Here is a 24,043-nt window from a genome sequence, read left to right on the forward strand (position 1 = left end):
GCATGCCGTCGGCATCGACGCGAACACGCCCATTCGCCTCGTCCAGCTCGCGTATCACACCGATCATCAGCAGGTTGCCGATCAAACGTGCGTGTTCGGCGCTCATGGTGCGCGTTCCGGCAGGGGCTGGTAGCGCGCTACATGGGCACGGCCGATCTCTGGCGCGAAGCTGTAGGACGCCTGTGGCACTACGCCTCCTTCATCGTCCCAGGCGTTGTCGCCCAGCGCGACCGGCAGTGACCATTCGACGACCCAGCTGCGCAGGCCGGCCTGTGCGGTTGCGGCGTCTTCGGGCAGGGCCGCGATTACGTCGATCGCACCGCTGGAGGCACCTTGGAAGCGGCCGAGCTGGTGCAGCCAGGTGGCCAATGCAATCGCGGCATTGCGCAGTTGCAGCGCGCCGGCGGTGCTACCGGCCGCCACGACGATGCGTGCCTCGAAACGCAGTACCGCCTGCAGCAGTCCGCTGCCGTCATTGCCTTCCCGGCTGCGGTCACAGCGGGTCAGTGCCAGCAGGCAGGCCGGTGTGGGCATGCCTTCGGTGCTGGCCTCGCGATAGAACTCGACGGTTGCGAAGTCCGGAAAGCGTGCGCGGATGGCGGTTTCGATGGCGCCGTGCAGTGTGTCGAGCGTCGGAGAGGGGGAGTCAGTCGCCATATCAGCTCATGTAGTGAATGGTGGAAGGGCGTGGCCGCGTGGCACGCGCGGTCTGCAGCCAGTGTTGCCATCACCGGATGGGCACGGCATTGCAGGCGTGGCCGCCCGCGGCGGGGTCAGAAGGCCGGCGCGGCGCCGTGGTTGTTGCCGGCGGCGACGCCGCAGCCTGGAGGCGCTACCGGTGCCGAGCCGTTGAGGGTGATGCCGCGCTGACTGCCGAGGCTGCACAGCAGCGCTCGCAGTTGATCGGCCAGCGCGTGGTACTGCCGCGCGACCGCAACGTGATTGCGCAGCAGTGCATCATCAGTAGCTGCCTGCAGGTCTGGCAGCTCGTCCGGCGCACGCAACTGCGCCGGTGCGATGCTGAGATCAACGAGGCAGGGCGCGGCCGGCGTTGGCTTCGCGCCAGATGCGCACGAACTCAGCATCAGCGTCGCCGCGATCACGGCCAGGCGTCTTGGCATGGGTCTCGATGTCCTGTTGCAGGGTGTTGAACTGCCGGGTGCGCTGGGCCTGCATGGCCAAGCGCTGCGATTCGGCCCGAGCACCGGCGCGGGCGTTGGCGAGGTCCCGCTGATGGGCGGCCTGCGCCGTATCAGCGCGCGATGCCTGCTGTGCGGCCTGGGTGCTGGTAACGGCGAGGTCTGCGCTGCGGTCCCGTAGCGTCCACCCCAGCCAGGCGCAGCCTGCGTGGCTTCCGGCTAGGACCAGCAGGCCGATTCGGAACCGCAGGGCGAGGGGCGTCATTGCAGGGCTCCGCCGGCGGCGTGGTAGGCCACGCGCAGTGTTTCCAGCGCATGTTCCTTCTGCCCATAGCCGGCACCGGGCAGCGACGCCCAGATGCGCCGGGCCGCGGTGATGGCGGCATCGAAACGTCCCAGCCGGATCAGCTCGTAGGCCCCGCACTGCCTAAGCAGGGCGACCGCCGCGCGATCCTGCGAGACCGGGCCGAAATCGGGCAGGCCGAGGCGCGCGCGCAGGTCGTCCCAGGTGCTGCGAAGAAACTGGTAGCGGCCGGCGGCGCTGGATTTGATGCCACAGCGTGGCAGCGACACCAGCACGCGGGGATGGTCGCGGTAGTCGTTGAACAGTTGGCCTCCGACGATCACGTCGTAGCCACGGTCACGCGAGCGCTGGCTGGGGATGTCGGTGCCTTCGGACACGGCCAGCATGTCCAGGAATGCGACCACATTGGCGCCGCCGAGGGCGCTGGCTGCGGCGGCCGTCATGCGGCGGCTCCCGGCTGCTTGCGCACCAGCGCGAGCAGCGCATCTATCTGCACGCTCTGCTGGACGATCTGTGCGCGCAGGGCGCTGACCTCGCCGCGCAGCTGGCCGATCTCCTGTGCCATTGCCTCGCGTTCGTGCATCAGGCCGTCGGCGCGGGTGCGTTCGGCGGCAAGCTGCTCCTGCAGGGTGCGCAGCGTGTTGCTGGTGGCTTCGTCGGCGGTACGGTCGACCTTGGCCGACGACAACCATTGGCGCAGCCACAGCGATACCGCGATCAGCACGCCCGAGGTTCCCCCCAGGTACTTGGCCCAGTCCGGTACACCGGCCAGCAGGTCGCTTTCGTTCATGCGCGCGCGTATCCCTTGAGCAGGGCCGGGTGGACCGCCGGCGGTGGCGCGGAGCGGGCACCGCGCAGGGCGCGCTTGATGGTGGTCTGCGAGACACCGAACTCACGTGCAACATGTTCGCGCGGCATGCCGCTGGCCACGGCACGCGCGATCTGATCGCGGCGTTCGTGCGCCCCGGCGGCAAAGCAGGAGGCCAGGAATAGCAGCTCGCCACCGAAATGCGCGACCAGCCGCTGGGCGACGTCGTGGCCGAGGATGTCGATCAGGCGATGCTGATCAGGCAGGGTGGATGGAACGTAGACGATGACGCGGTGGCGGCCGGTGGTGCTGGAGGTGGTCGGCGGCCATGCACGCACCAGCGTGAGGGCTGCGGATTCGCCGATGACCTCGGCCAGGGTCTGGATGCTGTCGGGCAGGGCGTTCATGAAGGATGTCGTCAGTGGCATTGATCTCCACTGTTGCCATCCCGCCCTTTCAGTCAACACCTTTCATCTACTTTCGGTCGTGTGTGCTGAAGACATTCATCGGCGCCGCGAGGACGGGTGAGGAGTGCTGCTGGGCGCGGTGTGATGCCTTGCAACCGCTGGCTGTTGCCACCGATGTTTTCCCCTCCTTTCGTACTCGTGGTCCTCACAAGGCGGAAGGAAGAGCAGATCAAGGAGATGCGGCAGGTACAGGGTGAGGACGACGCCCCGTGGGCCGTCCTCATGCAGGCGAGCGGGCCCTGAAACGAAAAAGCCCCGGACGATGCCGGGGCTTCAGAACTGCAGGTGGAGCTGGATCAAAGGTCGAACACCAGGTTGCCGCCGGTCTTGCGCGGGATGTAGCCCGCGTCGCGCAGCCAGCGGGCGGCATTGACCTGGTCCATGCGCTTGACCGGGAAGCGGTTGGCGAACATCAGGAAACGCGCCACGGTGATCGACTCGCCCTTGCCCTTCAAGGCAGCGAGGGTTTCGGTGAACCACGGCGCGGGCGGCTGCTGGCTGCCGGGGCGTGCGGCGGTCCGTGCCTGCCTGGCGCTGCCGGCGTCGCTCTGGGCGTTGGCCTGCGAGCACAGCGAGATGAAGATCGCGTCCAGGCTCACGGTGTCCTTGCCGCCCTTGGGCTGGGACTTGAACAACTCGATGGCCTTCAGGCGCGTCGACGTGAACTGTTCGACCTCCATGGCATTTCCTCTTTGCGAACGGGGTTGGGGATGCGGGGTGACGACAGGTGTCGTCGGTGATGGGGGACGACCTTACATCATTTTCGCCGACGATGGGTCGGAACCTGCGGGCGGGACAGGGCACGCGGCAGGGCAACGCGGCCTTGCTCCAGGCTCAGATCACGCCGCGCGACAGCAGCTGGTCCAGCGTCCTGCGTACCAGATCGGCCTGGCTACCGTCGTTGCTCACCTCGATGTCGATCAGTTCATCGGGCAGTGGCTGCTCGCTGGTGTGGGTCTGATGGATACCATGGCCCGGGCGGTTGACGCGGATCACGACACCGCCGCGGCGGCGGATCGCATGTGCTTCATTGGCGAAGCGGACATCAGGTACCAGGCCGCCCGCTGGCAGGCGTGCGAACAGCGAACGTACCCACAGCTCGGGATGGACGCGATCACGCCCCCATTCGATGCCGGCGGCCTGCATCAGGTGGCGTGGAGTGAATTCAGCCAGCCAGTCGATGGCGTCCTCCTTGCGGTTGTCCAGTTCACGCAGCGACAACCCGAGGAGGGAGGCGACGAACTGCCGTAGCGGGGCGGCGAAGCTGTCGCAGGGTAGTGCCAGTGCCGAGGCCAGTCCGTTGGCGAGGGTGTCCTTGCCGGCCCGCCTGCCGCCGGCGATGCCGATATAGAGCGGAGGACGCGCTTGCGGAGCCGCTCTCAGCGCGATGCTGCCCAGAGCGGGGCCGGTACGGAACGCAGCCAGCGTGTCGGCAATCATGCGATGGCCGCTGTCGAGGGAGGCGGGAATCATGCGGAATCTACTCCTGGGAAAATTCGGCAGTGCGGGCGGGTCAGGAATCGCGACCGGCCGTGCTGCGTGCGCGCAGGATGCGCTGGGTGATGCGACCACCTCGGGCAGCCGCCGCGATCGGGTCGAAGCTCAGCATGGCGGAACGTGTACGGCGGCCGGCAGCAAGGTGGTCGCGGATGGTGCGTTCGGAAAGCACCGGTACCCGCTGGTGGATCTGCTGCACGGTCAGCTGCTCACCTTCGAAGGCATGCAGTCGGGGACGAGGCATGGCGGAAGCGCTCCTGGAAGGTGGCGAAGCCGATACGGATATCCTGCCTCTGTGGACCGTCCTCGTCAACACCTTTCATCTACTGTCATCCCAATTGGGCGAGGTGACACTCAGCGCTGCTGCGGTCGATCTGATGGCCGTCATGGATTCATGGCATCAGAACGGACCGGCTGCGTGCCCGGCGAGGTTGAGCTTTCGCGGTGGCATCAACCAGACCTTGGCCCGTTCCTTGCCGACCACCTTCGTGCGCACATCATGGCGCTTGACCACATAGGCGGCGGCCTCGTTGACCTCGCGGCGGTTCGGCTTGTCGATGCCGACCGCGATGACAATCTCGGTGGCACGGTACTGTGCGCTCCACTGCACGGCAGGGACGGACCAGTCGAAGTAGCGGTCGATCAGCTCGGCGATCGGAGAGATCGGTTCGTGCTCGCTGTTGGTGGCGTTCAGCGCATCCAGTTCCTCGCTGGACAGGTGCCAGGTCTCGCCGTCGCAGTAGAGCGCATGGGCTTCGGCCCACACCTGCTGCATGTCGATCCGTGCCGGTTCGCCCAGGCCCACGGCATGCACAGTCCACCAGCGGGTGTTGCCGGTGGCGTCGCGCAGGAAGCGCTCGTCATTCACGCTGGCGAACAGGATGGTGCGCCGCGCATAGCGGGATTCCGTGCGCGCATACGGGCGGCGGATCTCGTCGTGGCTGCGTGAGATGAACGACTTCAGCGCAGCGATATCGGTGCGACGGAACGTGGCGTCGACTTCGCCCAGTTCCACGATCCACTTGGAGATGACTTGTTTGATGCTGTCCTTGTTGGCCGGATCGAGCACCACGCCATCGGCGATCAACTGCAGCTCGGCCGGTGCCAGTTGCCGTGCCCAGCGCGTCTTGCCCAGGTTCTGCTTCGAAACGAAGGTCAGCACACCACGCGCCACCACGCCGTCCGGCTCAAACGCCGCGGCCACGCCGGAGATCAGCCAGCGACGCATCAGCACTTCCTTCAGGATGCGGCCGTCGGCCATGCGCGTGGGTTGAGCTTCCTGCACGGTGTCGAAGAACGCCTGCAGGCGGGACTGGCCATCCCAGGGCCGTGAGGTGATCCAGCTGGCGACGGGATTGTACGGATTGGCCTCGGCGACCTGGCACAGGTTGGTCTCGAAGCTGGCGATGGCCATGCCGGCGCGGTGCATGCAGTCCATCACTTCACCGGCAGCCACCTCCTTGGCATTGTCGACCGTGCTCTGAAGCCCCGGGACCAGGATCTCCAGATCCTTGCGGATGACGTTGTAGCGCACGGTGACGCCGGTGCGCCGGCACAGCTCGGCCAGATTGCGCGCGGTCGGCAGCGGGCGTCCGCGCGCGCCGGTGTCGGGGAACGGAGTAAAGGCATCGAATGCGGACAGGTTGCCGGGTACCTGGTAGCGTGCGTTGGACGACGATGGCGCATCCTCTTCCGCAGTGTCTTCCTCGGTAATGGCAGGCGGCCGAGGGAGCAGTTGGGTGCGCACTGCCTCCAGCCCTTCGCGCAGGTGCAGATCGTTGAAGTCGGTCGGGCGGTCATCGTCGTCGTGCAGCGCGGCGAACTCGGGCCACACCACGCGCGCGTCGATCTCTGCGGCAGCGCGAGTGGCGTGGGTGACACCGGGATTGTCCAGCGGTTGCCGGGTCCATCGGTCGTTGTCGGCACAGATGACGAAGTCGGCATCGGGAACCGCGCTGCGCCAGGCACGGGCGACCGCAGCGAGATTGCCTGCGTCCCAGGCCACCACCACGCACCCGCCCGTGGCCTGGTGGATTGACGCCGCCGTGGCGTAGCCCTCGGCGATGGCGATCGGCTGTCCAGGCAGCGGCTTGCCAATGACGTGGAAGCAGCCCTGTTTGCGGCCTCCGCTGAGAAAGTCCTTGTCGCGGCCGAGTGCCGGATCCGTGCGCGGAAAGATCGCCTGCAGCGAGACGATCCGGCCCGTGGCGTTCATCACCGGCACCAGCAGGGCATTGTCGATGTAGCGGAAGACCAGGCCGTCGCTGTTGCGCACGGGCCATGCCGCCACACGCAGCGCATGCGCGTGGATACCCTTGCGCATCAGGTAGGGATGGTGCACGTCTGCGGGCAGGGCGCGGTTCCACAATACGTTGGCGGCCTTGGCTGCGGCCTCCTCTCGTTCGCGCTGCTGCCGTTCCCGTTCGGTACGGGCGACTTCCTGGCGTTGCCGGATCGTGCGCTGTTCGGCAGCACTCAGTGTGGTTTCCGGCTTCGCACACCAGGCATGGCGGCTGCCAGTGCGCCAGCTGCCGAACTCACCGGCCGGCACGTGGTCTCCGAACAACACGGCCCAGCCATTGCGGGTGCCATGGCGGTCGCCTTCCACATGGAAGCGCACCAGCGTGCCATCGGCGTTGAGTGCGTCGCGGCCACGTGCATCCGGCACGATGCCATGCGCGTGCATGGCCTGCAGGAACGCCGGAACGATGTCCTGCGCTGGGTGCGGTGTGTGCATTCGACGGGGCCCCTTGGAACGTGGATCGGTCCACCGCAGCGGGTAGTGGCCAATGCGCTGTGCAATGCCTGCCGTGTGCCGGCCACGCGACGGCGGACCAACGCGACGTGGCCAGGGCAAGGTGGAGGGAGATGACGTGATCATGGTGTCGGAAAGTGACACCATTTGCAACACCTTCCAGTACCTTGCATCCCTGGTCCGGATGAAAACTGTCAGCGGGCGATGGATCTGCGATGACGTGCGCAGATCGTCGCCTGCGCGACGTTGCGTCGCAGTTGGCGAGAACCGCTTTTCCGATGATGCGATCGCCGTCAGAGACGGCCCTTCGTTTCAATCCACCGCCCCTCGGGGCACCCATGCACAAGGAGCCTGCATGCCTGAAATCCACTGCAACTGCGAACGCCGATCCGATGCCGAGCCCGCGTTTTCCACTGTCGTCGCGGCGTTCTCAATCGGTGCGACCACCCCCCGATAAAATACAGCTGGCATGACGGACACCATCGACGAAGCGCAGGAATTTGAAGCGCGCCATCTGCAACGCGCATTGGCCCGGCACGCAACGCGGGCCAGCAACGTTGCTCCTCTCTCACCCATTGGGGAATGCCACAACCCGGACTGCAGCGAAGACTTCGACAACGATCCGGCCAGGCTGTTCTGTGGGCCTGCCTGTGCCGAGCGTTTCGAAGCCATCCATCAACACCGCAACGCATAGGAACAGGGGACATGTCTCTGAACAGCAACGACGCTGGCTTCACCGAACGCATCGCCGGATTGTCGGCCGAGCTCGCCGTGCTGGTGAGCCTGGTGGAGAACCACATCCATCTGCAGTTGGCCGACCTGGCCGATTCGGGTGATGTGGATGCACAGGAGCGATTCGCGGTGGCCGATCCGGAACGCTGGTTGGAGAACGCCCGCAACAGCCTGCAGGCGGGCGTCATGTTCCTGGAACGTGCGGTGCAGCAGCCCGCGCGGTTCTAGCAATGCGATGCGGGGACGGAAGGGGCCGTAAGGTCGCCTTCCGTCCCCCCTGGGGCCATGGAGAGCGCCTGCGTCCGAGGCTGCGTCATAACGTCGCACCATCTTTCTGGAAACCCTGAACATGGTCCAAGGTTGGTCATCCCCCCGTAGAATGGGGGTGTGCGTCGTTCTGTCCTCCACCGCCGGTTCCAGGTCCTGGCATGGCTTGCCATGCTGCTGGTGCTGCTCGCCCCACTGGTGAGCCGCTGGCTGGCGCATGGCCACGTTGCGACCACCGCACCGGTGGCAGCCATGAATCACGCGATGCACGCAGAGCATGCGCAGCACGCGATGGAAGGGCACCACGACCATCACGCGATGGCAATGCAGCACGGGGAATCGAAAGCGAAGCCGGCTGCCGATCCACACGCCGACCATGAGATGGGTGTGGACTGCGATTACTGCCTGATCGCTGCGCGGCTGATCACCCTGCTGGTGGCGGCAGTGCTGCTGTTGGCGCCGATGGCACAGGTGTGCCGCGCGCTGCGCGGTGCGGTACGGACGTTGCCGCAACGGATCAGCGGCACATTGGGAGCGCGCGGGCCACCGGCCTTCATGGCCGCCTGAGCCGCACGCGCGTTGCATTGAACGTTTTTCCATGAGGTTGCCGGCCACGGCCGCTGCCCGCACGCGCGTGTCTGTCCCTTTCTGATTGCTGCCCTGCCATTGCGGGGTGGCCTTGCATGCCGTGAAAAAATGAAAACGAACCCCAACCCCGCGTACCTGCGCCGGGCGACGCTGCCTGTCGCTTGCGCGTTGCTGCTGCACTCCGCTTCTGCCCTTGCCGCCGACGCGGCACCCCCGACCACGCTGGATACCGTGCGGGTGGTCGATACCCGCAGCGGCGAGCTGTCCTCCACCGCCAGCGCCGGCTCTGCGTTGGGCCTGAGCGTGCTGCAGACGCCGGCGAGCCTGACCGTGATTTCGCGCGAGCAACTGGAGCAGCGCGGCGACAGCAACCTCAACGATGCGATCAGCCGGGCGGGTGCGATCAGTGCGATGCCGCACCCGGGCAATGGCCTGAGTGCGCTGTCCAGTCGCGGCTTCACGGACGGTGCCTCGGTGATGCGGCTGTACGACGGGCTGCGCCAGTACGGCGGCGTGGGCATCACCTTCCCGTTCGATACCTGGTCGATCGAGCGCATCGAAGTGCTGCGCGGCCCGGCCTCGGTCATCCATGGCGACGGGGCGATTGGCGGCGTGATCAATATCGTGCCGAAGAAGCCCTCGCGCGGTGCCATCGAAAACGAGATCAGCATGACCGTGGGCAGCGAGGACACCGCGCGGCTGGGCTTCGGCAGTGGTGGCGCGCTGACGCCCGGGCTGGCCTACCGGCTGGATGTGAGTGGCAACTACAGCGGTGGCTGGGTCGACCGTGGCCGCAACAGCGATGCGACGTTCTCCGGTGCGTTGCTGTGGCAGGCTCGCCCGGACCTGCAGCTGACGCTCACCCATGCGCAGGGCTACCAGCAGCCGATGCGCTACTTCGGCACGCCGCTGGTCGAGGGCCGCCAGCTGGAGGCGCTGCGCCACCGCAACTACAACGTGGACGACAGCGAGATCCGCTTCCGCGACCGCTGGACCCAGCTCGACGCGCTGTGGACACCGAACGCGAACGTGGAATGGCGCACGCGCGTCTACCAGATCGACAGCCAGCGTGATTGGCGCAATGCCGAGGCCTATGTCTACAACCGCGCTACCGGGTTGGTCGACCGCTCGGGCAACACCCAGATCACCCACAACCAGGACCAGACGGGGCTGACCTCGACGCTGCGCGTGCAGGGCAGCGTGGGTGACCTGCAGAACAGTTTTGCCGTGGGCCTGGATGCCAACCGCGCGCACTTCAAGCACACCAACAACACCTACACCGGCAGCTCCGGCCCGGTCGATCCGTTCCATCCGGTGCCGGGGCAGTTCGCCAGCGATGCGCCGAACCTGCCGCGCTATCGCAACCGTGCCGAACAGTACGCGCTCTTCGCGGAAGACCGGCTGGCGCTGAGCGAGCGCTGGTCGGTGCTGGGTGGGCTGCGCCACGACCGCGCGCGCATCGATCGCACCGATCTGATCAGTGGCCAGAAGGCGTTCTCGAAGACCTACAGTAGCACCGGCTGGCGTGCAGGCACGGTATTTGCGCTGCAGCCGACGCTGAGCCTGTATGCGCAGTACTCGCAGGCGGCGGACCCGGTCAGTGGCCTGTTGATGATCAGCCCGGCCAACGGTGCCTTCGACCTGGCCAAGGGCCGGCAGATCGAGGTGGGCCTGAAGCAGGCCTTCGACGGTGGCGAGTGGACGCTGGCGGCGTACCGCATCCGCAAGACCGGGCTGCTCAGCCGCGATCCGCTGGTGCCGGATCGCCGCGTGCAGGTGGGCGCGCAGACCTCGCGCGGTATTGAAGCGTCGTTGACCTGGAATGTCGCGCCGCACTGGACGCTGGATGCCAACGCGACGGTGCTGACGGCCGAATTCGAGGACTTCCTGGAAACCACGGGTTCGCCGGCGGTGCTGGTATCGCGTGATGGCAACGTGCCGCCGAACGTAGCCGAGCGCCTGGCCAGTGTGTGGCTGGGCTGGCAGTTCGCACCGGACTGGAATGCGGCGGGTGGCGTTCGCTACGTCGGCAAGCGCTATGCTGACAACGCCAATACACTGGAGCTGCCCGGTTACAGCACCACCGATCTGGCACTGACCTGGCAGGCGGCACCGCGCACGCGGCTGTCCGCGCGGTTGTTCAACGTGTTCGACAAGGCGTACTACGCCACCGCGTACTACACCAGCACCCAGTGGCTGCTGGGGGCGGACCGGCGCGTCGAATTCACCGTCGACCATCGCTTCTGAGGGCGCTGGCGATGACGTTGCGTTCCACCGCCAAGCGCTGGACCTACCTGGTGCATCGCTGGCTGGGCATCGGCGGATGCCTGCTGATGCTGCTGTGGTTCGTCAGCGGCATGGTGATGCTGTTCATTGGTTACCCGAAGCTGACGCCCGGCGAGCGGCTGGCGGCGTTGCCGGTGCTGGGTGAGGCCCGCGACCTGCAGGGGCTGTCGGTACTGCCTGCCGCCGTGCAGGCCCAGCCGGAGGCTGTGGCGTTGACCACGCTGCGTGGAGCGCCTGCCTATGTGGTGCGAAGTGGCAGCAACGTGGGCGCCTGGTCTGCCGTGACCGGCCAGGCGCTGCTGCTGGTGTCGGCACAGCGCGCCGAAGCATCCGCTGCACAGTTCGCCGGAGGCCCGGCCTTTGTGGGTGCGATGCGCGTGGAGGAGGACCGCTGGACGCATTCGCGCGCATTGGATGTGCATCGACCGCTGTATCGGGTGGAGGTGGGCGGCGCGCAGCCGGGCTACCTGTACGTGTCCTCGCGTACCGGCGAAGTGGTGCTGGACGCCCCGCATGTGCAGCAGCGCTGGAACTATGTGGGCGCCTGGCTGCACTGGCTGTACTTCCTGCGCATGCAGTCGGTGGACCCTGTGTGGACGTGGGTGGTGATCGTGCTGTCCGCGCTGTGCACCGTGGCGGCGATCAGCGGCATCGTGGTGGGAGTGTGGCGCTGGCGTTTCCGTGGGCACTATCGTTCCGGTGCGAAGACGCCGTACGTGGAGTCGTGGATGCGCTGGCACCATCTGATCGGATTGTGTGCCGCGGCCTTCGTGTTCACCTGGATTTTCAGCGGCCTGATGTCGATGAATCCATTGGGCGTCTTCAGCAGCACGCATGCTGCGATCGACGGTGGGCGCTATCGTGGCGGCGCGGTGGCGGTGGATGGCGTGTTGGGTGAGCCGGCAAAGCTTCTGGCGGTGGCCGATGCCGAGCGCTTCCGGCCGGTGGAGATCCAGTGGCGACGGATCGGTGGTGAGCTGTTCGCGGTGCTGCTGGACGGGCAGGGCGAGACCCGCATCGTGTCCGGCAGCGACGAGCATCTGCAGGTTGCGCACTTGCTGCCGGCCGCGTGGCTGCAGCAGAAGGCGCGGGCGCTGTCCGCTGCGCCCATGCAGGGCTTCGTGGTGCAGCAGACAGCGGATGCCTACTTCTATCCGCGTGCACCGGAAGCCATGAACGGCGCAGCAGTGCGCCGCTTCCCGGTGGCCGTGGTGGACTTCGGTGATGCCGAAGCGACGCGCGTCTATCTCGATCTGGCTACGGGCGATCCGTTGCTGACGATGGGGCATCGCGAGCGGGTGGGGCGCTGGTTGTTCTACTTCCTGCACAGCTGGGATCTGCCGGCGATGCTGCGCCAGGAAGGTGCCCGGCTGGCGGTGTTGCTGCTGCTGAGCGCTGCCGGCACCGCGTTGTGTGCCACGGCGACGGTGATCGGCTACCGGCGCGTGCGGATGAAGCTGCGCCGCAGGCGGAGTTGATGCGCCGCGCTACACCCGCAGCCAACGCGTGGACATCGCCACCAGCAACAAGGCCGTGGCCACGCCGATGAACGCGGCGATCAGGCCGAAGTGGTTGGCAGCAAAGCCGATCAGCGCCGGTCCGGCAAGGATGCCGGCAAACCCCAGCGTGGACACGGCAGTGATGGCCAGCGCGCCGGGCATGCGGGTCTGGTGGCCGGCCAGCGAGAACAGTGCGGGTGCGATGTTGGCGCAGCCGAGGCCGACCAGCACATAGCCGAGCAGTGATGCCTGCCACGGCGTGACCAGGGTCAGCACCAGCACGCCGGCAGCGGCAAGCAGAGCGCCGAAGACAATCGCGCGCTGGCGGCCCACGCGTGCCACCAGTGCGTCGCCGAACAGTCGTGCGACGGTCATGGTCAGGGTGAAGGTCACATAGCCGATACCGGCAAGGCTGGCATCGATGCGACGCACATCGCTGAGGAAGACCGCACTCCAGTCCAGCATCGCGCCTTCACCCAGGAAGGCGACGAAGGCGAGTACGCCGATGAACAGCACGATGCCGTGTGGCAGGGCCAGCATCGGTGTGTCGTGCGGCATCCGTTCGCTGTGCCAGTACGACGCCGACAGCAGCATCACCAGCAGCATGGCGCCAACGCCGATCAGCACGGACGCCAAGGGAGGCAGGTGAGCAGACAGCAGCACGGTCATGGTGGCCGCGCCGAGGAAGCCGCCGATGCTGAAGAACGCATGGAAGCCGGACATCATCACGCGCCGTGCGTCGCGCTCGACGATGACGGCCTGTACGTTCATCGTGCAGTCCATCGCGCCCACGGCGGCACCGAACACGAACAGCACGAGGCCCAGCGTCCAGGCCGAACCGGCCAGCGCCAGGCCGGGCACGGTCAGGCAGATCAGCAGGCTGCTGGCCACCATCACCCGCCGGCAACCGAGGCGCGCGGCGAGCACGCCGGACAACGGCATCGCCAGCAGCGAACCGGCACCGAGGCAGAGCAGCACCAGCCCCAGCGTGGCGTCGTTGATCCCGGTGCGCGCCTTGGCGAACGGCACCAGGGTGGCCCACAGCGCGGTGGCGAAGCCGGGAATGAAGAACGCAGCGCGGGTCGCGTGCTGTTCGGCACGCGCGCGGTTGGCAACGGACATGAGCGGTACGGTCAGGGCGGAGTGGGGTGTACCGCGATGCCTGCGGCGCGGAAGCGTGCCGCCAGCGCCGGCGGGGCCGAGGTGGTGAGCACCAGGTCGTCGATCTCGTCGAGGCTGGCAATCTGCCAGTTGCCGCGTGCACCGAGCTTCTCAGTAGTGGCGGCGACGATGACGCGGCTGCTGCACGCGACCATCGCGCGCTTCAGCGTGGCCTCTTCTGCATCCATTGCCCACACACCAGTATCGCCGTCCACCGCGCAGGGGCCGGGCAGGTACACGTCGGCGCGCAGGCGCTGCACCTGGGCCAGTGCTTCTGCGCCGACCGCACCGCCACCGCTGGCCAGGCGGCCGCCGATCAGCTGCACCGAGGTGCCTTCAAGCATGCTGGCGGCCGTGGCGATCTGTGGCGCATTGGTGATCACCATCAGCCCGAGCGCGGGCGGCAGCTGCTGGGCGATCGCCAGGTTGGTTGAACCGGCGTCGAGCAGTACGACCTGCCCGGGTTGCAGAAGCGCGCACACGCGTGCGGCCAGCTCGGCCTTGTCGCCGCGGTCGCGGGTCAGGCGCTCGCGCAGCGGGCGCTCCTTTGGCGGCGGCAGCACGGCGCCGCCGTAGACACGCTGGCACAGGCCCTGTGCGGCCAGTTCGCGCAGGTCGCGGCGGATCGAATCTTCGGAGACGGCATAGCGGCGCGCCAGCTCGGCGGCGACCACGCGGCCCTGCTGGCGCAGTTCCTCCAGGATCTGTCGGGTGCGCTGGGCGGGGAGGGGGCTGGGATCGGAGCTCATGCCACAAGTCTGCACGTTCGTGCATTAACGTGCAACACCGTGCATCCGGTATTGGGGGGCACGGGGCGGCTGGACTGCCGGTGAATCCGCCCGCGCCCACGTCTATGGATCACCCTCGCGGCCCGGCATGATGGCGGGACTCCTGGCATGGAATCCCTGATGTCCCGCACCGTTCACCGCAAGCTGCGCATCGGCGCGGACCAGTACACCGGCCAGAAGGTGGTCGACCAGCAGTTCCATGAGTGCGATTTTTCCGGTGCCGACCTGACCGCCACCGAGTTCATCGACTGCAGCTTCTACGATGCCGACAGCCGCAGCGGCTGCCGCTTCAATGGCGCCACATTGAAGGAGGCCAGCTTCCGCAGCTGCGACATCAGCATGTGCCACTTCAACTTCATCAAGGCGCTGGGCCTGGAGATCAGCGAGTGCCGCGCGCAGGGTGCGGATTTCAGCAACGCCAGCTTCATGAACCAGATCACCACGCGCAGCGGGTTCTGCAGCGCCTTCATCAAGAAGTCGAACCTGCGCTATGCCAATTTCTCGCGGGTCACGCTGGAAAAGTGCGAGCTATGGGAAAACCGCTGGGACGGTGCAAACGTGAGCGGCGCCAGCTTCGCTGGCTCGGACCTGTCCGGTGGCCAGTTCGAGGGTGTCGACTGGAACAGCGCCAACTTCACCGACTGCGACCTGACCAATTCCGATCTGGGCGAGCTGGACCTGCGCAGCACCAACCTGCGTGGCGCCACGCTGGGTGTGCAGCAGGTGGCGCTGTTGATGCAGCGCATCGGCATCACGGTGGTGCCGTAGGCATCAGCCGGCGTACGCCACCCAGCCCTTGAAGCTGAAGCCCGCATAGAACAGCTCCACGCCGTCGAAGCCGGCCTCCTGCAGCAGCGCCACTTCCTGTTCGGGCGCCAGCAGTGGCAGTCGCTCGGCAATGGCGTCGATCGCGCGCTGTGCATCGGCGTGGGCAACACCCGAGGCTTCGGCGAACGCGGCGTAGCGCTGCAACCAGCGCAGCTTGCCGTCCGGATCCTGCGGCACGCTGTGGTGGGCCACCACCAGCGGCGCGCCGGGCTGCAGGCGCCTGTGCAGCTCGCGCAGCGTGTGCAGGCGCTGCGCGGCGTCGAGGAAGTGCAGGGTCAGCAGGCAGCTGGCACCTTCGAAGCGCACGTCGGGGGCATCGTCGATGTAGCCTTCCAGCAACTGCACGCGCGACATCAGCGGGCCCAGTGTCTGCTCGGCCAGGGCCAGCATCGGTGCGGCCGGGTCCACGCCCAGCAGCTGCCAGCCCGGCTGCGCCTCGGCAAAAGCCTTCAGCTCCAGCCCGCCACCGGCGCCCAGCACCAGCACGCGGCCCTGCGCGGGAACGTGTTCGGCCAGCAGCAGGCGACTCATCTGCTGCAGCGCGAGGAAGCCCGGCACCTGGCGCAGCGGGCCCTCGGCATAGCGGGCAACGGCCTGCGGGTCGGAGAACGAGGACATGCGCGGATTCCTGCAGCAGGGGACATACCACTGTAGCGCGGCGCGCAAGAGGCATTGCGCGCCGCTGCCGCACAGGCAGGGCAGGACTCAGGCCGCCGCGGCCTCAAGCACGTCTTCCAGCCGCACCTCGCCGAGGAAGCCACCGCTGCTGGTAGCCGGCCGCTGTGCTTCGATGGCGTGGGCGAACTGCACGCCGGCGTCGTCCTGCAGGCGCTCGAACAGCTGCTGCACCCTGGGGAACTCGCGGCGGTCGACCACCTGGTGGTAATCGTTCCAGCGGGCGATGCCGGCGAAGTAGGCGTCGGCGAAGCTGCGCTGCTCGCCCAGCAGCCACGGGCCTGTGCTGAGCATCTGCTCCAGCGCCTGGTGGGCCTGGCGCACCTTGGTGGTGCCATAGGCACGCAGCGCCTTGCCGTCATCGCCCTCGGCGTGTTCCAGCGCGTGCCAGAGCGGGGCGTAGGCACCGAAGAAGCTGGTGTTGAGATAGGCCAGCCGGTGGTTGAGGCGGTCGAAGCCGGAGGTGCCCTGTGCGAAGCCCAGCCCCTGCGCAACGCCCTTGGCGGCCAGGTGGTTGAGGATGGCCAGGCTCTCGCTGAGCAGTTCGCCCTGCGCGGTGCACAGAGTGGGGGTTTCGCCCAGTGGATTGAGGCGGCGATAGTCTTCGCCCTGCACCTGGCCGGGCATGTCGATACGGCACAGGTGATACGGCTGGCGCAGCCATTCCAGCGCGACGATGGAGCCGAACGAGCAGCCCGAGGGCACGCCGTAGAAGAGGATCGGGGTCATGGCAGGTTTCCGGTTCAAGCCGCGATGCGGCGGGTGAGGAAAGCGTGCCTGCGTGGACATTGCCCCGGAAGCGGTTCGAATGGCATCCTGAAGTCCACACCTGTGGACGTTGCGCATGCTCAACCTCAACGATCTGGCCCTGTTCGTGGCCGCAGTGGAGCAGGGCGGTTTTGCAGCAGGCGGACGCCATCTGGGCCTGCCGCGCTCGACGTTGAGCAAGCGCGTGGCGCTGCTGGAAGAACACCTCGGGGTACGGCTGCTGCAACGCAGTTCGCGGCGCTTCGCGCTGACCGAAGTCGGCCAGGCGTTCTTTGATCGCGCACGCGCGGCGTTGTCCGAGGTGGAGTCCGCCGAGGCCATTGTCCGTGACCGCCAGGCCGAACCGAGTGGCACCGTGCGCATCAGCGCTTCGATTCCGGTGGTGCAGGGCGAGCTCGCCGTGTGCCTGCCCCCGTTGGCCCGCCGCTATCCGCGGCTGCGCATCGAAGTTGAAGTGAGTGATCGTTTCGTCGACCTGGCGCAGGAAGGCATCGACATTGCCTTGCGCAGCCACTTCGGTCCGCTACCGGATTCCGGTCTGGTGCAGCGCTCGCTGAGTAGAGAACGCATCGTGCTGGTGGCGTCGCCTGGCTATCTGGCAGCCGCGCCAGCAGTGGATACGCCCGAGCAGCTACGCGCGCATGCCGGCCTGCTGACGGCGCGCCACGCAACGCGCTGGACACTGCACGGCACCGACGCCCGCACCGTGCAGGTGGAACCGCAGGTTGCGCTGGTCGGCAATGAATCGCAGCTGCTGATCGCGGCGGCCGAAGCGGGCCTTGGCATCACGGTGTTGCCGCACAGCCTGTGTGCCACAGCGATTGCGGCCGGCCGCCTGCAGCAGGTCCTGCCGGCGTGGCATGCCGGCGAAGTGACCACCAGCGTGCTGCTGCCGCATCGTCGTGGACAGTTGCCGGGTGTGCGCGCGGTGGTGGATGCGCTGGTCGCGCATTACCAGCTCAACGCAGCGCCAGCGCCCAGGGAAAAAGGCGACGGAGGGGATTAGGTCGTTTCGGGCACAGTAGGGCCGATTACGACTTAATCCCCTCCGTCCCCTTTTTATGAGGCGTCCTGGAACAGGTTCGTGACGGCATAGTCGATGAACACCCGCAGGCGTGCACTGGGATGGCGCCCACCGGCCCATAGCAGCGAGAACTGCCCCTGGTGCGTAGGTAGTGTGGGCAACACCTGTTGCAGGCGGCCGTCGGCCAGCGCGTCGGCGGCGAGGAAGTCAGGCATCCAGGCCAGGCCCATGCAACCGATCGCAGCGGCCAGCACGGCTTCCATGTTGTTGCAGGTCATCGCCGTGGAAAGGCGCGCCCCGGCGTCGCCTTCGATGCCCGGCAGCTGCCACGGATGCAGTTTTCCGGTGGTGGGGTAACGGAAGCGCAGCGCGGTGTGCAGGCGCAGGTCGCCTACATCGCCGGGAATGCCGTGCGCCTTCAGATACCCCGGTGCCGCGCAGAGGATGAAACGAAAGCCGCCCAGTCGCCGTGCGGTCAGGCTGGAATCGGCCAGTTCGCCGCTGCGTATCACCGCGTCCAGCCCTTCGCTGACCACGTCGACGATGCGGTCATTGAACTCCAGTTCCAGCTGCACCTGGGGGTAGCGTCGCTGGAATCCGGGCAACACCGGCAGCAGGAAGCGGTAGCCGATGGTGGGCAGGCCGATGCGCAGCAGCCCACTGGGAGCGTGCTGTCGTTGCGCCAGGTCCGCCTGCGCTTCGGAAAGTTCATCCAGTGCGCGGCGGCAGCGCTGCAGCAGCAGTTCGCCTTCGTCGGTGAGGTGCACGCGGCGGGTGGTGCGCTGGAACAAACGGGTGCCCAGGTTCTGTTCAAGGCGGGCGATGCGCTTGCCTACCGCCGAGGCGGACAGGCCGAGTACGCGGGCAGCGCCGACGATGCTGCCCGCCTCTGCGGTTCGGACGAAGGCGAGCAGGGCAGAGATGGAGTCCATGACCGACATGATTGCGGAACATATGGCCGCAATCAACGTCCATAGAGCCTGTTTTTCAGGAATAACGGCCCGCCCATCATCAGTGCCCCTGATGGATGGAGGCCCGCATGGCCCCGGTTTCGATGCTCCCTGTACCTGCCCAGACGCCGCAACGCTGGACGCTGCTTGCGGTTTGCCTGGCCGCGCTGGCGCTGCCGTTGTCCTTCACCGCCGGCGCCGTCGCGGTGCCGGTGCTGTCCCGCTCCTCAGTGGCATCGCCCACTGCGCTGGCCTGGGTGACCAACGCCTTCATGCTCACCTTCGGCAACCTGCTGCTCGCTGCCGGTGGCTTGGCTGATCGCCATGGCCGACGGCGGATGTTCCTGCTGGGCACGGCCGGCTTCACCGTCGCGACGGCCGCTGTATGCCTGTCGCCTACGCTGCTGTGGCTGGATCTGGCGCGCGCTCTGCAGGGCGTTGCCGCTGCCGCAGCGCTGGCCTCGGGCACCGCTGCGCTGGCGCAGGGCTGGCAGGGACCGAGGCGTGCCCGTGTCTTCGCCCTGCTGGGCACGACATTCGGTGCGGGCCTGGCGCTGGGGCCGCTGCTCGCGGGCCTGCTGCTGCAGGCGCTGGGCTGGCGCAGCGTGTTCGCTGCGGGCGGTGTGCTGACGTTGGCGGCGTTCGCACTGGCCGCGCGCGCGTTGCCCGAAAGCCGGGGCGAGCGCGGACGGCTGGACATCGCCGGCATGCTGGGCTTCAGCCTGATGCTGGCGGCATTGACCCTGGCCCTGCTGTGGCTGGGCGAGTACGGCCTGCACGCCGGTCGCGTGCAGCTGGCGCTGTTGGCGACGCTGCTGTTGGGCGGCGCGTTCGTCTGTACCGAACGGCTGCATCCTTCCCCGTTGCTGGACCTCTCACTGTTCTGGCAACCGGCGTTTCTCGGCGTCCAGCTGCTGCCGGTGGCGACCTGCCTGGGCTACGTGGTGCTGCTGGTCGTGTTGCCTCTGCAACTGCTGGGCGTGCATGGCCAGAGCACGACGCTGGTGGGACTGCAGATGCTGGCGCTGTCCGCGCCGATGCTGGTGCTGCCGATGCTGGCTGCGCGCTGGGCGGAGCGCGTTGGAAGTGCGCGGCTGTGCACGCTGGGACTGCTGGTCTGTGCCTCTGGCCTGTACCTGTTGTCGCGCCACGCATCGCAGCCGTCGCCCTCGCAGTGGGTGCCGTTGCTGATGCTGGTCGGTGCAGGGACGGCCTTGCCATGGGGCCTGATGGATGGGCTGTCGGTGAGCGTGGTGCCTGTACAGCGTGCGGGCATGGCCGCCGGCATCTTCGGAACCGTGCGGGTAGCGGGCGAAGGCATCGCCCTGGCCGCAGTGACGGCGCTGCTGGCGATGCTGGCCGACCAGCAGCTGCATGGGGCATCGCCCTCGTCGTTGGCACGCGCCGGTGCCTATCTGGCGAGCGGGTCCCGCGACCAGGCGGCGGCACTGCTGCCGGCGATGAGCGGTGAGCAGCTGCAGCAGGTCAGCGCCAAGGCGCTGGCAACACTGCTGCGTGTACTGGCACTGCTGACGGCTGTGTGTGCTGTGTTGTTGCACCTGTTGCTGCGGAAACGCAAAGGCACGTTGGCCGAGCATACGGCGTAGCAGGCTCATCGCCCCCTCCGCCGTCATCCCGTTGTCGTCTTCCGCTCACGCCACCCATGCCCATCCAGGTCTAATGTTGATCGTCCCCGTCCCCCACGGAGACCCGCCATGTGGCTGCTCGATCATCTCTGGCCTGGCCGTCGACCGCTTCCTCCCCCGGCCGCGGATGCGCCGCAGGCACCGCCGCGCCGGCCTTGGCTGAAACGACCCGCGCGGGCGGGGCGCAGCGGCATGGCGCCCTGGCAGAAGATCGCCACGCCGCCGCGGCGCACGCGCCACTAGTCGCTGCGGTCTGACGGGTGATTGATCCCGTCGCTGACCGGAATGACCCCCAGCGCAAACGGGTCGATGCCTTCCAGGCAGGCCACGTTGTAGCCGTACTGGTCGGGGTTGGAGCGGCGCCGGTGATGGGTGTAGATGCCGCACACGCCGCAGAAGTAGTGCTCGGCCACATGGGTGTTGAACTGGTACTTCTGCAGGTGATGCTGCCCGCGCACCACTTGCAGGCCCTGGCGGGGGACGCTGGCGGCGATGGCACCCCGGCGCCGGCACATCGAGCAGTCGCAGCGGCGGGGATCGACGATGCCGTCCGGCAGGTCCAGCAGCAGCTCGACCGTGCCGCAGTGGCAGGTTGCGCGGTGCCGGGGTTGGACCGGAACGCCGGCCACGGAAGTGATGCCCATCGTTGCTCCTGTGTGATTCATCTGGCCGCAGGGCCGCCGCAGACGGTGCGCCGGCGTGCCTGAACGGGCCGTAGATGCCACGGTGAACCCGCTTGTGGCTAACTATGCGGCTTCGGGACCGCGACAGGATGCCAGTGAGAGCCGCAGGACGTTGGATGACAGGAAGTGCCATGGCGCTGGCATCGTTGTGGGTGACCGGGCTGCTGGCTTACCAGATGCCCGGGCCGGGCTGGCTGGCGAACGGTATTGCCGTGCTGTGGCTGCTGGCTGCGCTGTGGGCCTCGTGGCGGGTCGCGCGTGGCCGCAGCAGCCGTCGCCTGGGCCTGGCGTTCGGCGCTTCGCTGGCGCTGGCTGGCCTCTGGTGGCTGCTGCTGACCCCGCGCCAGGACCGCGTATGGGCCGACGACGTGGCCCAGCGCCTGCATGTGGTGTCCTTCGATGGGCGCCACGTGGTGTTCGACAACGTGCGTGATTTCACCTGGCGCAGTGAAACCGACTACGACGCGCACTGGGTGCGCCGCGCGTACGACCTGGACCAGCTGCGCTCGGCCGACCTGGTGCTGTCGTACTGGATGGGCCCGGCGATCGCCCACACCCTCATCTCGTTTGGCTTCGAGGATGGGCGCCACGTGGTGTTCTCGCTGGAGATCCGCAAGGAGCGCGGTGAATCGTTCTCGGCACTGGGCGGCTTCTTCCGCAAGTTCGAGATGACCCTGGTAGCCGCGGAGGAGACCGACATCATCCGCACCCGCACCAATGCGCGCGGTGAGGATGTCTACCTGTACCGCCTGCATGGCATGGACCGGGCGCAGCTGAAGGAGCTGTTTGCCGCGTACATCGCACAGGCACGCGAACTGGATGCGAAGCCGGGCTTCTACAATACGCTCACCAGCAACTGCACCACCATCGTCTTCGACCTGGCCCGCCACATCGCGCCGCGCCTGCCGCTGGACTACCGCCTGCTGCTGTCCGGCTACCTGGCCGAGTACGCACAGGAAGTGGGTGCGTTGACCCCGGGTGTGCCGTACGCCGAGCTGCACGACAAGGGCCGCATCACCCAGCGCGCGTTGGACCTGGGCAGCGGCGAACACTTCTCCACCGTGATCCGCCAGGGCGTACCTGGCACCGAGCAGGACCCGCAGTAATGACTCGACTCCTCCTGATCCGCTGGCAGCGTGCGCTGCCGGTGTTGTTCGCCGCCTTCCTGCTGCTGGGCAGCAGCGGTTGTGCGATGGTCACCGTCAAGCAGGTCAAATCCAGCGATTCGCTGGTCAACAAGCGTGCCGACGTGCTCAATACCGGCAAGCTCAGCCCCGCCGCGCGCGAGACGCTCAGCGCGGCAGGCCTGGACGAATCGCAGTGCGAGAAGGACTTCCTGGTCTGCCGCAGCACGCTGCTGATGACCGACGATCTCAATGTCGAGCAGCGGCTGTCGGCGCTGTCCGAACTGTGGGTGAAGGCCGCGCTGGCGCTGACGCCGAAGAAGACCGCAGCCGGTGATCCGCCGATGAGCGACGCAGCGCTGGACGCCTGGCTGGAGGCCGCGCGCTACGCCTATGCCTACCTGTTCTACAGCGGCCGCTCGCCGTCCGACCGTGCCTTCGAGGACCGGCAGACACAGGTGCGCGACTACTACAACTACGCCGCCGAGAAGGCAGCGGTGGTGCTGTTCGTGCGTGCGCGCGCCGCTGCGTTGGCGGGCGAGGACTACACGAAGCCGATCTCGGTTGGCAGCTGGTCGCTGGCCTCCAACTACCAGCAGCTGAACCTGAAAAGCATTCCCGCGCAGCTGGTGCCGGCCGGCACGGTCAGCTTCGTCGGGCTGCGCAGTACTTATCGCCGTGACGGCTTCGGTGCCGAGCTGGTGATGGTGATGGACCCGCCGAAGCTGGTCGCACCCGTAGTCGCAGCGGATGGCCCGAAGGCCGAAACGGCAGCGGATGAAGGCGGTGACGAGCGCCGTGGCCGTCGCCACCGGCATGACGATTCGGTGCCTGAGTTCAGCGAGATGTCCTCGATCAACGTCACCGCGTTGCTGCGCTTCGAAGGCAGCAGCCTGGACGATGTGATGCGGACGCGCCGGGTTGAACTGGATGCCTATTCGCCGGAAGCCACCGAGCGCATCACCCTGCACGGCGAGCAGGTGCCGCTGGCCGGCAATTTCACCGCGGCTTACGGCCTGTGGCTTGCCCAGAGCGGCTTCGCCCGGCAGTCACTGCGCACCCTGTTCGGCATGAGCGAGGGCATCGGCGAGCCACACATCTACCTGATGCAACCGTGGGACCCGAACCGCCGCATCATCTTCATGCTGCACGGCCTGGCCAGCAGCCCGGAAGCCTGGGTGAACCTGGCCAACGAGATCATGGGCGACCCGGAGCTGCGCCAGCAGTTCCAGGTGTGGCAGGTCTATTACCCGACCAACGCACCGATCGCGCTGAACCGCTACGAGATCGCCAACGCGTTCAACGACACGCTGAAGCACTTCGATCCCAATGGCAGCACGCGTGCATCGAAGGACATGGTCTACATCGGCCACAGCATGGGCGGCGTGCTCGCGCGGCTGCTGGTGAGCGATTCCGGTGACGTGCTGTGGAACGACCTGCTGGCCAACTATGACCTGAAGGGCGAGCGTCTGAAGCGCGTGCAGAACAAGCTGGGGCCGTTGCTGCATTTCAAGGCACAGCCGAACGTGGAGCGCGCGATCTTCATCGCCGCTCCCCACCAGGGCACCGATATTGCCGGCAACAAGGTCGGGCGCCTGCTGGGCCGGCTGGTGCGCCTGCCGCTGACCATTCTCGGCAAGTTCGAGGATGTGTTCATGGCGCTGGCGCAGGCCGAGCAGCAGGTCGATGGCACGGCCAAGCCGAAGATTCCCAACAGCATCGACAATCTCAAGGCCAGCGATCCGTTCGTCAAGGCCGCAGCGCAGCTGCCGATCGAAGCGGGACTGAAGTACCACTCGATCATCGCCCAGCGCAAGCCGGAGCTGCCGGTGGACAAGTCCGATGACGGACTGGTGCCGTACTGGAGTGCGCACCTGCCGGGTGCACAGTCGGAGAAGGTGATCATTTCCGGCCACAGCGTGCAGGAGACCCCGCAAGCGGTGCTGGAAGTGCGGCGCATCCTGCACCGGGATATCGATGACGTGGGGACGGGGACCCGGTAGTGCCAGCCGCTGGCCGGCACTCTCCGCGCACGCGGGAATCCCGTGATGGTG

At 67.2% G+C, this 24,043-nt stretch carries 25 protein-coding genes and 1 pseudogene; 11 read left to right on the forward strand and 15 right to left on the reverse strand.

Annotated elements, in window-relative coordinates; genetic code table 11:
- Nucleotides 1–102: 102 nt before the first annotated feature.
- Nucleotides 103–657 (reverse strand): hypothetical protein, encoded by a 555-nt coding sequence (locus AB839_RS13440; RefSeq protein WP_061479751.1) that lies wholly within the window; start codon nt 655–657, stop codon nt 103–105.
- A 116-nt stretch (nt 658–773) separates the two neighbouring features.
- Nucleotides 774–1,121 (reverse strand): hypothetical protein, encoded by a 348-nt coding sequence (locus tag AB839_RS21570; RefSeq protein WP_156476665.1) that lies wholly within the window; start codon nt 1,119–1,121, stop codon nt 774–776.
- Here AB839_RS21570 and AB839_RS21575 point away from each other — a divergent pair.
- Nucleotides 1,120–1,320: a hypothetical protein gene (locus tag AB839_RS21575; protein ID WP_156476667.1), complete on the forward strand. Its 201-nt coding sequence runs from the start codon at nt 1,120–1,122 to the stop codon at nt 1,318–1,320. The two genes, AB839_RS21570 and AB839_RS21575, sit on opposite strands and share 2 nt — an antisense overlap.
- A gap of 80 nt (nt 1,321–1,400) precedes the next feature.
- Here AB839_RS21575 and AB839_RS13455 read toward each other — a convergent pair whose 3' ends face one another.
- The 7 genes from AB839_RS13455 to AB839_RS13485 form a co-directional block, all read right to left on the reverse strand.
- Nucleotides 1,401–1,886, reverse strand: a complete 486-nt coding sequence (locus tag AB839_RS13455; RefSeq protein WP_061479754.1) for a glycoside hydrolase family 104 protein — start codon at nt 1,884–1,886, stop codon at nt 1,401–1,403.
- Entirely contained in the window at nt 1,883–2,233 is a 351-nt protein-coding gene (locus AB839_RS13460; RefSeq protein WP_057501923.1) for a hypothetical protein, read from the reverse strand. Before AB839_RS13460 ends, AB839_RS13455 begins: the two co-directional genes overlap by 4 nt.
- Nucleotides 2,230–2,658: a Mor transcription activator family protein gene (locus AB839_RS13465; protein WP_232460607.1), complete on the reverse strand. Its 429-nt coding sequence runs from the start codon at nt 2,656–2,658 to the stop codon at nt 2,230–2,232. The genes AB839_RS13460 and AB839_RS13465 overlap by 4 nt, the downstream gene beginning before the upstream one ends.
- A gap of 356 nt (nt 2,659–3,014) precedes the next feature.
- On the reverse strand, nt 3,015–3,398 hold the full coding sequence (locus AB839_RS13470; RefSeq protein WP_061479756.1) for a hypothetical protein: 384 nt from the start codon (nt 3,396–3,398) through the stop codon (nt 3,015–3,017).
- Between the two features lie 154 nt (nt 3,399–3,552).
- Complete coding sequence (locus AB839_RS13475) at nt 3,553–4,191, reverse strand: hypothetical protein (RefSeq protein ID WP_061479757.1); 639 nt, start codon at nt 4,189–4,191, stop codon at nt 3,553–3,555.
- Nucleotides 4,192–4,231: 40 nt separating this feature from the next.
- Entirely contained in the window at nt 4,232–4,459 is a 228-nt protein-coding gene (locus AB839_RS13480) for a hypothetical protein (protein ID WP_061479758.1), read from the reverse strand.
- A 156-nt stretch (nt 4,460–4,615) separates the two neighbouring features.
- Complete coding sequence (locus tag AB839_RS13485; protein WP_061479759.1) at nt 4,616–6,952, reverse strand: VapE domain-containing protein; 2,337 nt, start codon at nt 6,950–6,952, stop codon at nt 4,616–4,618.
- Nucleotides 6,953–7,439: 487 nt separating this feature from the next.
- Here AB839_RS13485 and AB839_RS21235 point away from each other — a divergent pair, with 487 nt between their 5' ends.
- From AB839_RS21235 to AB839_RS13505, 5 genes are all read left to right on the forward strand, one after another.
- Nucleotides 7,440–7,664, forward strand: coding sequence for a hypothetical protein (locus AB839_RS21235; protein ID WP_082783348.1), 225 nt, complete (start codon nt 7,440–7,442; stop codon nt 7,662–7,664).
- 11 nt (nt 7,665–7,675) lie between these two features.
- A complete protein-coding gene (locus AB839_RS13490) occupies nt 7,676–7,930 on the forward strand; it encodes a hypothetical protein (RefSeq protein ID WP_005408345.1) in 255 nt (84 codons plus the stop codon).
- Nucleotides 7,931–8,140: 210 nt separating this feature from the next.
- The gene (locus AB839_RS13495; protein ID WP_061479760.1) at nt 8,141–8,536 is read left to right on the forward strand and encodes a DUF2946 family protein; all 396 of its coding nucleotides are present in this window, start codon (nt 8,141–8,143) and stop codon (nt 8,534–8,536) included.
- Nucleotides 8,537–8,665: 129 nt separating this feature from the next.
- On the forward strand, nt 8,666–10,804 hold the full coding sequence (locus AB839_RS13500) for a TonB-dependent receptor (protein ID WP_061479761.1): 2,139 nt from the start codon (nt 8,666–8,668) through the stop codon (nt 10,802–10,804).
- Nucleotides 10,805–10,815: 11 nt separating this feature from the next.
- Nucleotides 10,816–12,321, forward strand: a complete 1,506-nt coding sequence (locus tag AB839_RS13505) for a PepSY domain-containing protein (RefSeq protein ID WP_061479762.1) — start codon at nt 10,816–10,818, stop codon at nt 12,319–12,321.
- Nucleotides 12,322–12,330: 9 nt separating this feature from the next.
- Here AB839_RS13505 and AB839_RS13510 read toward each other — a convergent pair whose 3' ends face one another.
- The gene (locus AB839_RS13510; RefSeq protein WP_061479763.1) at nt 12,331–13,464 is read right to left on the reverse strand and encodes an MFS transporter; all 1,134 of its coding nucleotides are present in this window, start codon (nt 13,462–13,464) and stop codon (nt 12,331–12,333) included.
- A gap of 11 nt (nt 13,465–13,475) precedes the next feature.
- A complete protein-coding gene (locus AB839_RS13515; protein ID WP_061479764.1) occupies nt 13,476–14,252 on the reverse strand; it encodes a DeoR/GlpR family DNA-binding transcription regulator in 777 nt (258 codons plus the stop codon).
- A 159-nt stretch (nt 14,253–14,411) separates the two neighbouring features.
- Here AB839_RS13515 and smqnr point away from each other — a divergent pair, with 159 nt between their 5' ends.
- Nucleotides 14,412–15,059, forward strand: a complete 648-nt coding sequence (gene smqnr, locus AB839_RS13520; RefSeq protein ID WP_061479793.1) for a SmQnr family pentapeptide repeat protein — start codon at nt 14,412–14,414, stop codon at nt 15,057–15,059.
- 3 nt (nt 15,060–15,062) lie between these two features.
- Here the strand turns inward: smqnr and AB839_RS13525 are convergent, their stop codons facing one another.
- Entirely contained in the window at nt 15,063–15,737 is a 675-nt protein-coding gene (locus AB839_RS13525; protein ID WP_061479765.1) for a class I SAM-dependent methyltransferase, read from the reverse strand.
- 87 nt (nt 15,738–15,824) lie between these two features.
- Nucleotides 15,825–16,523 (reverse strand): glutathione S-transferase family protein, encoded by a 699-nt coding sequence (locus AB839_RS13530; RefSeq protein WP_061479766.1) that lies wholly within the window; start codon nt 16,521–16,523, stop codon nt 15,825–15,827.
- 115 nt (nt 16,524–16,638) lie between these two features.
- Between AB839_RS13530 and AB839_RS13535 the strand changes: the two genes are divergently transcribed.
- The gene (locus tag AB839_RS13535) at nt 16,639–17,568 is read left to right on the forward strand and encodes a LysR substrate-binding domain-containing protein (RefSeq protein WP_061479767.1); all 930 of its coding nucleotides are present in this window, start codon (nt 16,639–16,641) and stop codon (nt 17,566–17,568) included.
- Nucleotides 17,569–17,593: 25 nt separating this feature from the next.
- On the opposite strand, the pseudogene AB839_RS13540 reads toward AB839_RS13535, so the two are convergent.
- Nucleotides 17,594–18,518, reverse strand: a pseudogene (locus AB839_RS13540) (LysR substrate-binding domain-containing protein).
- 107 nt (nt 18,519–18,625) lie between these two features.
- On the opposite strand from AB839_RS13540, the gene AB839_RS13545 reads away from it, so the two are divergent.
- A complete protein-coding gene (locus AB839_RS13545) occupies nt 18,626–20,143 on the forward strand; it encodes an MFS transporter (protein WP_061479795.1) in 1,518 nt (505 codons plus the stop codon).
- A 278-nt stretch (nt 20,144–20,421) separates the two neighbouring features.
- Here the strand turns inward: AB839_RS13545 and AB839_RS13550 are convergent, their stop codons facing one another.
- Nucleotides 20,422–20,826 carry a GFA family protein gene (locus AB839_RS13550; protein ID WP_061479768.1) on the reverse strand — a complete coding sequence of 135 codons (405 nt, stop codon included), beginning with the start codon at nt 20,824–20,826 and terminating at the stop codon, nt 20,422–20,424.
- A gap of 170 nt (nt 20,827–20,996) precedes the next feature.
- Between AB839_RS13550 and AB839_RS13555 the strand changes: the two genes are divergently transcribed.
- Together AB839_RS13555 and AB839_RS13560 are read left to right on the forward strand one after the other, a co-directional pair.
- Nucleotides 20,997–21,971 carry a DUF4105 domain-containing protein gene (locus AB839_RS13555; RefSeq protein WP_082783349.1) on the forward strand — a complete coding sequence of 325 codons (975 nt, stop codon included), beginning with the start codon at nt 20,997–20,999 and terminating at the stop codon, nt 21,969–21,971.
- Nucleotides 21,971–23,992 carry an alpha/beta hydrolase gene (locus AB839_RS13560; protein WP_061479770.1) on the forward strand — a complete coding sequence of 674 codons (2,022 nt, stop codon included), beginning with the start codon at nt 21,971–21,973 and terminating at the stop codon, nt 23,990–23,992. Before AB839_RS13555 ends, AB839_RS13560 begins: the two co-directional genes overlap by 1 nt.
- The last annotated feature ends 51 nt before the right edge of the window (nt 23,993–24,043 follow it).

Origin of the sequence: Stenotrophomonas sp. DDT-1 (genome assembly GCF_001580555.1) — a bacterium.
In the GTDB taxonomy this organism is placed as follows: Bacteria; Pseudomonadota; Gammaproteobacteria; order Xanthomonadales; family Xanthomonadaceae; genus Stenotrophomonas; species Stenotrophomonas sepilia.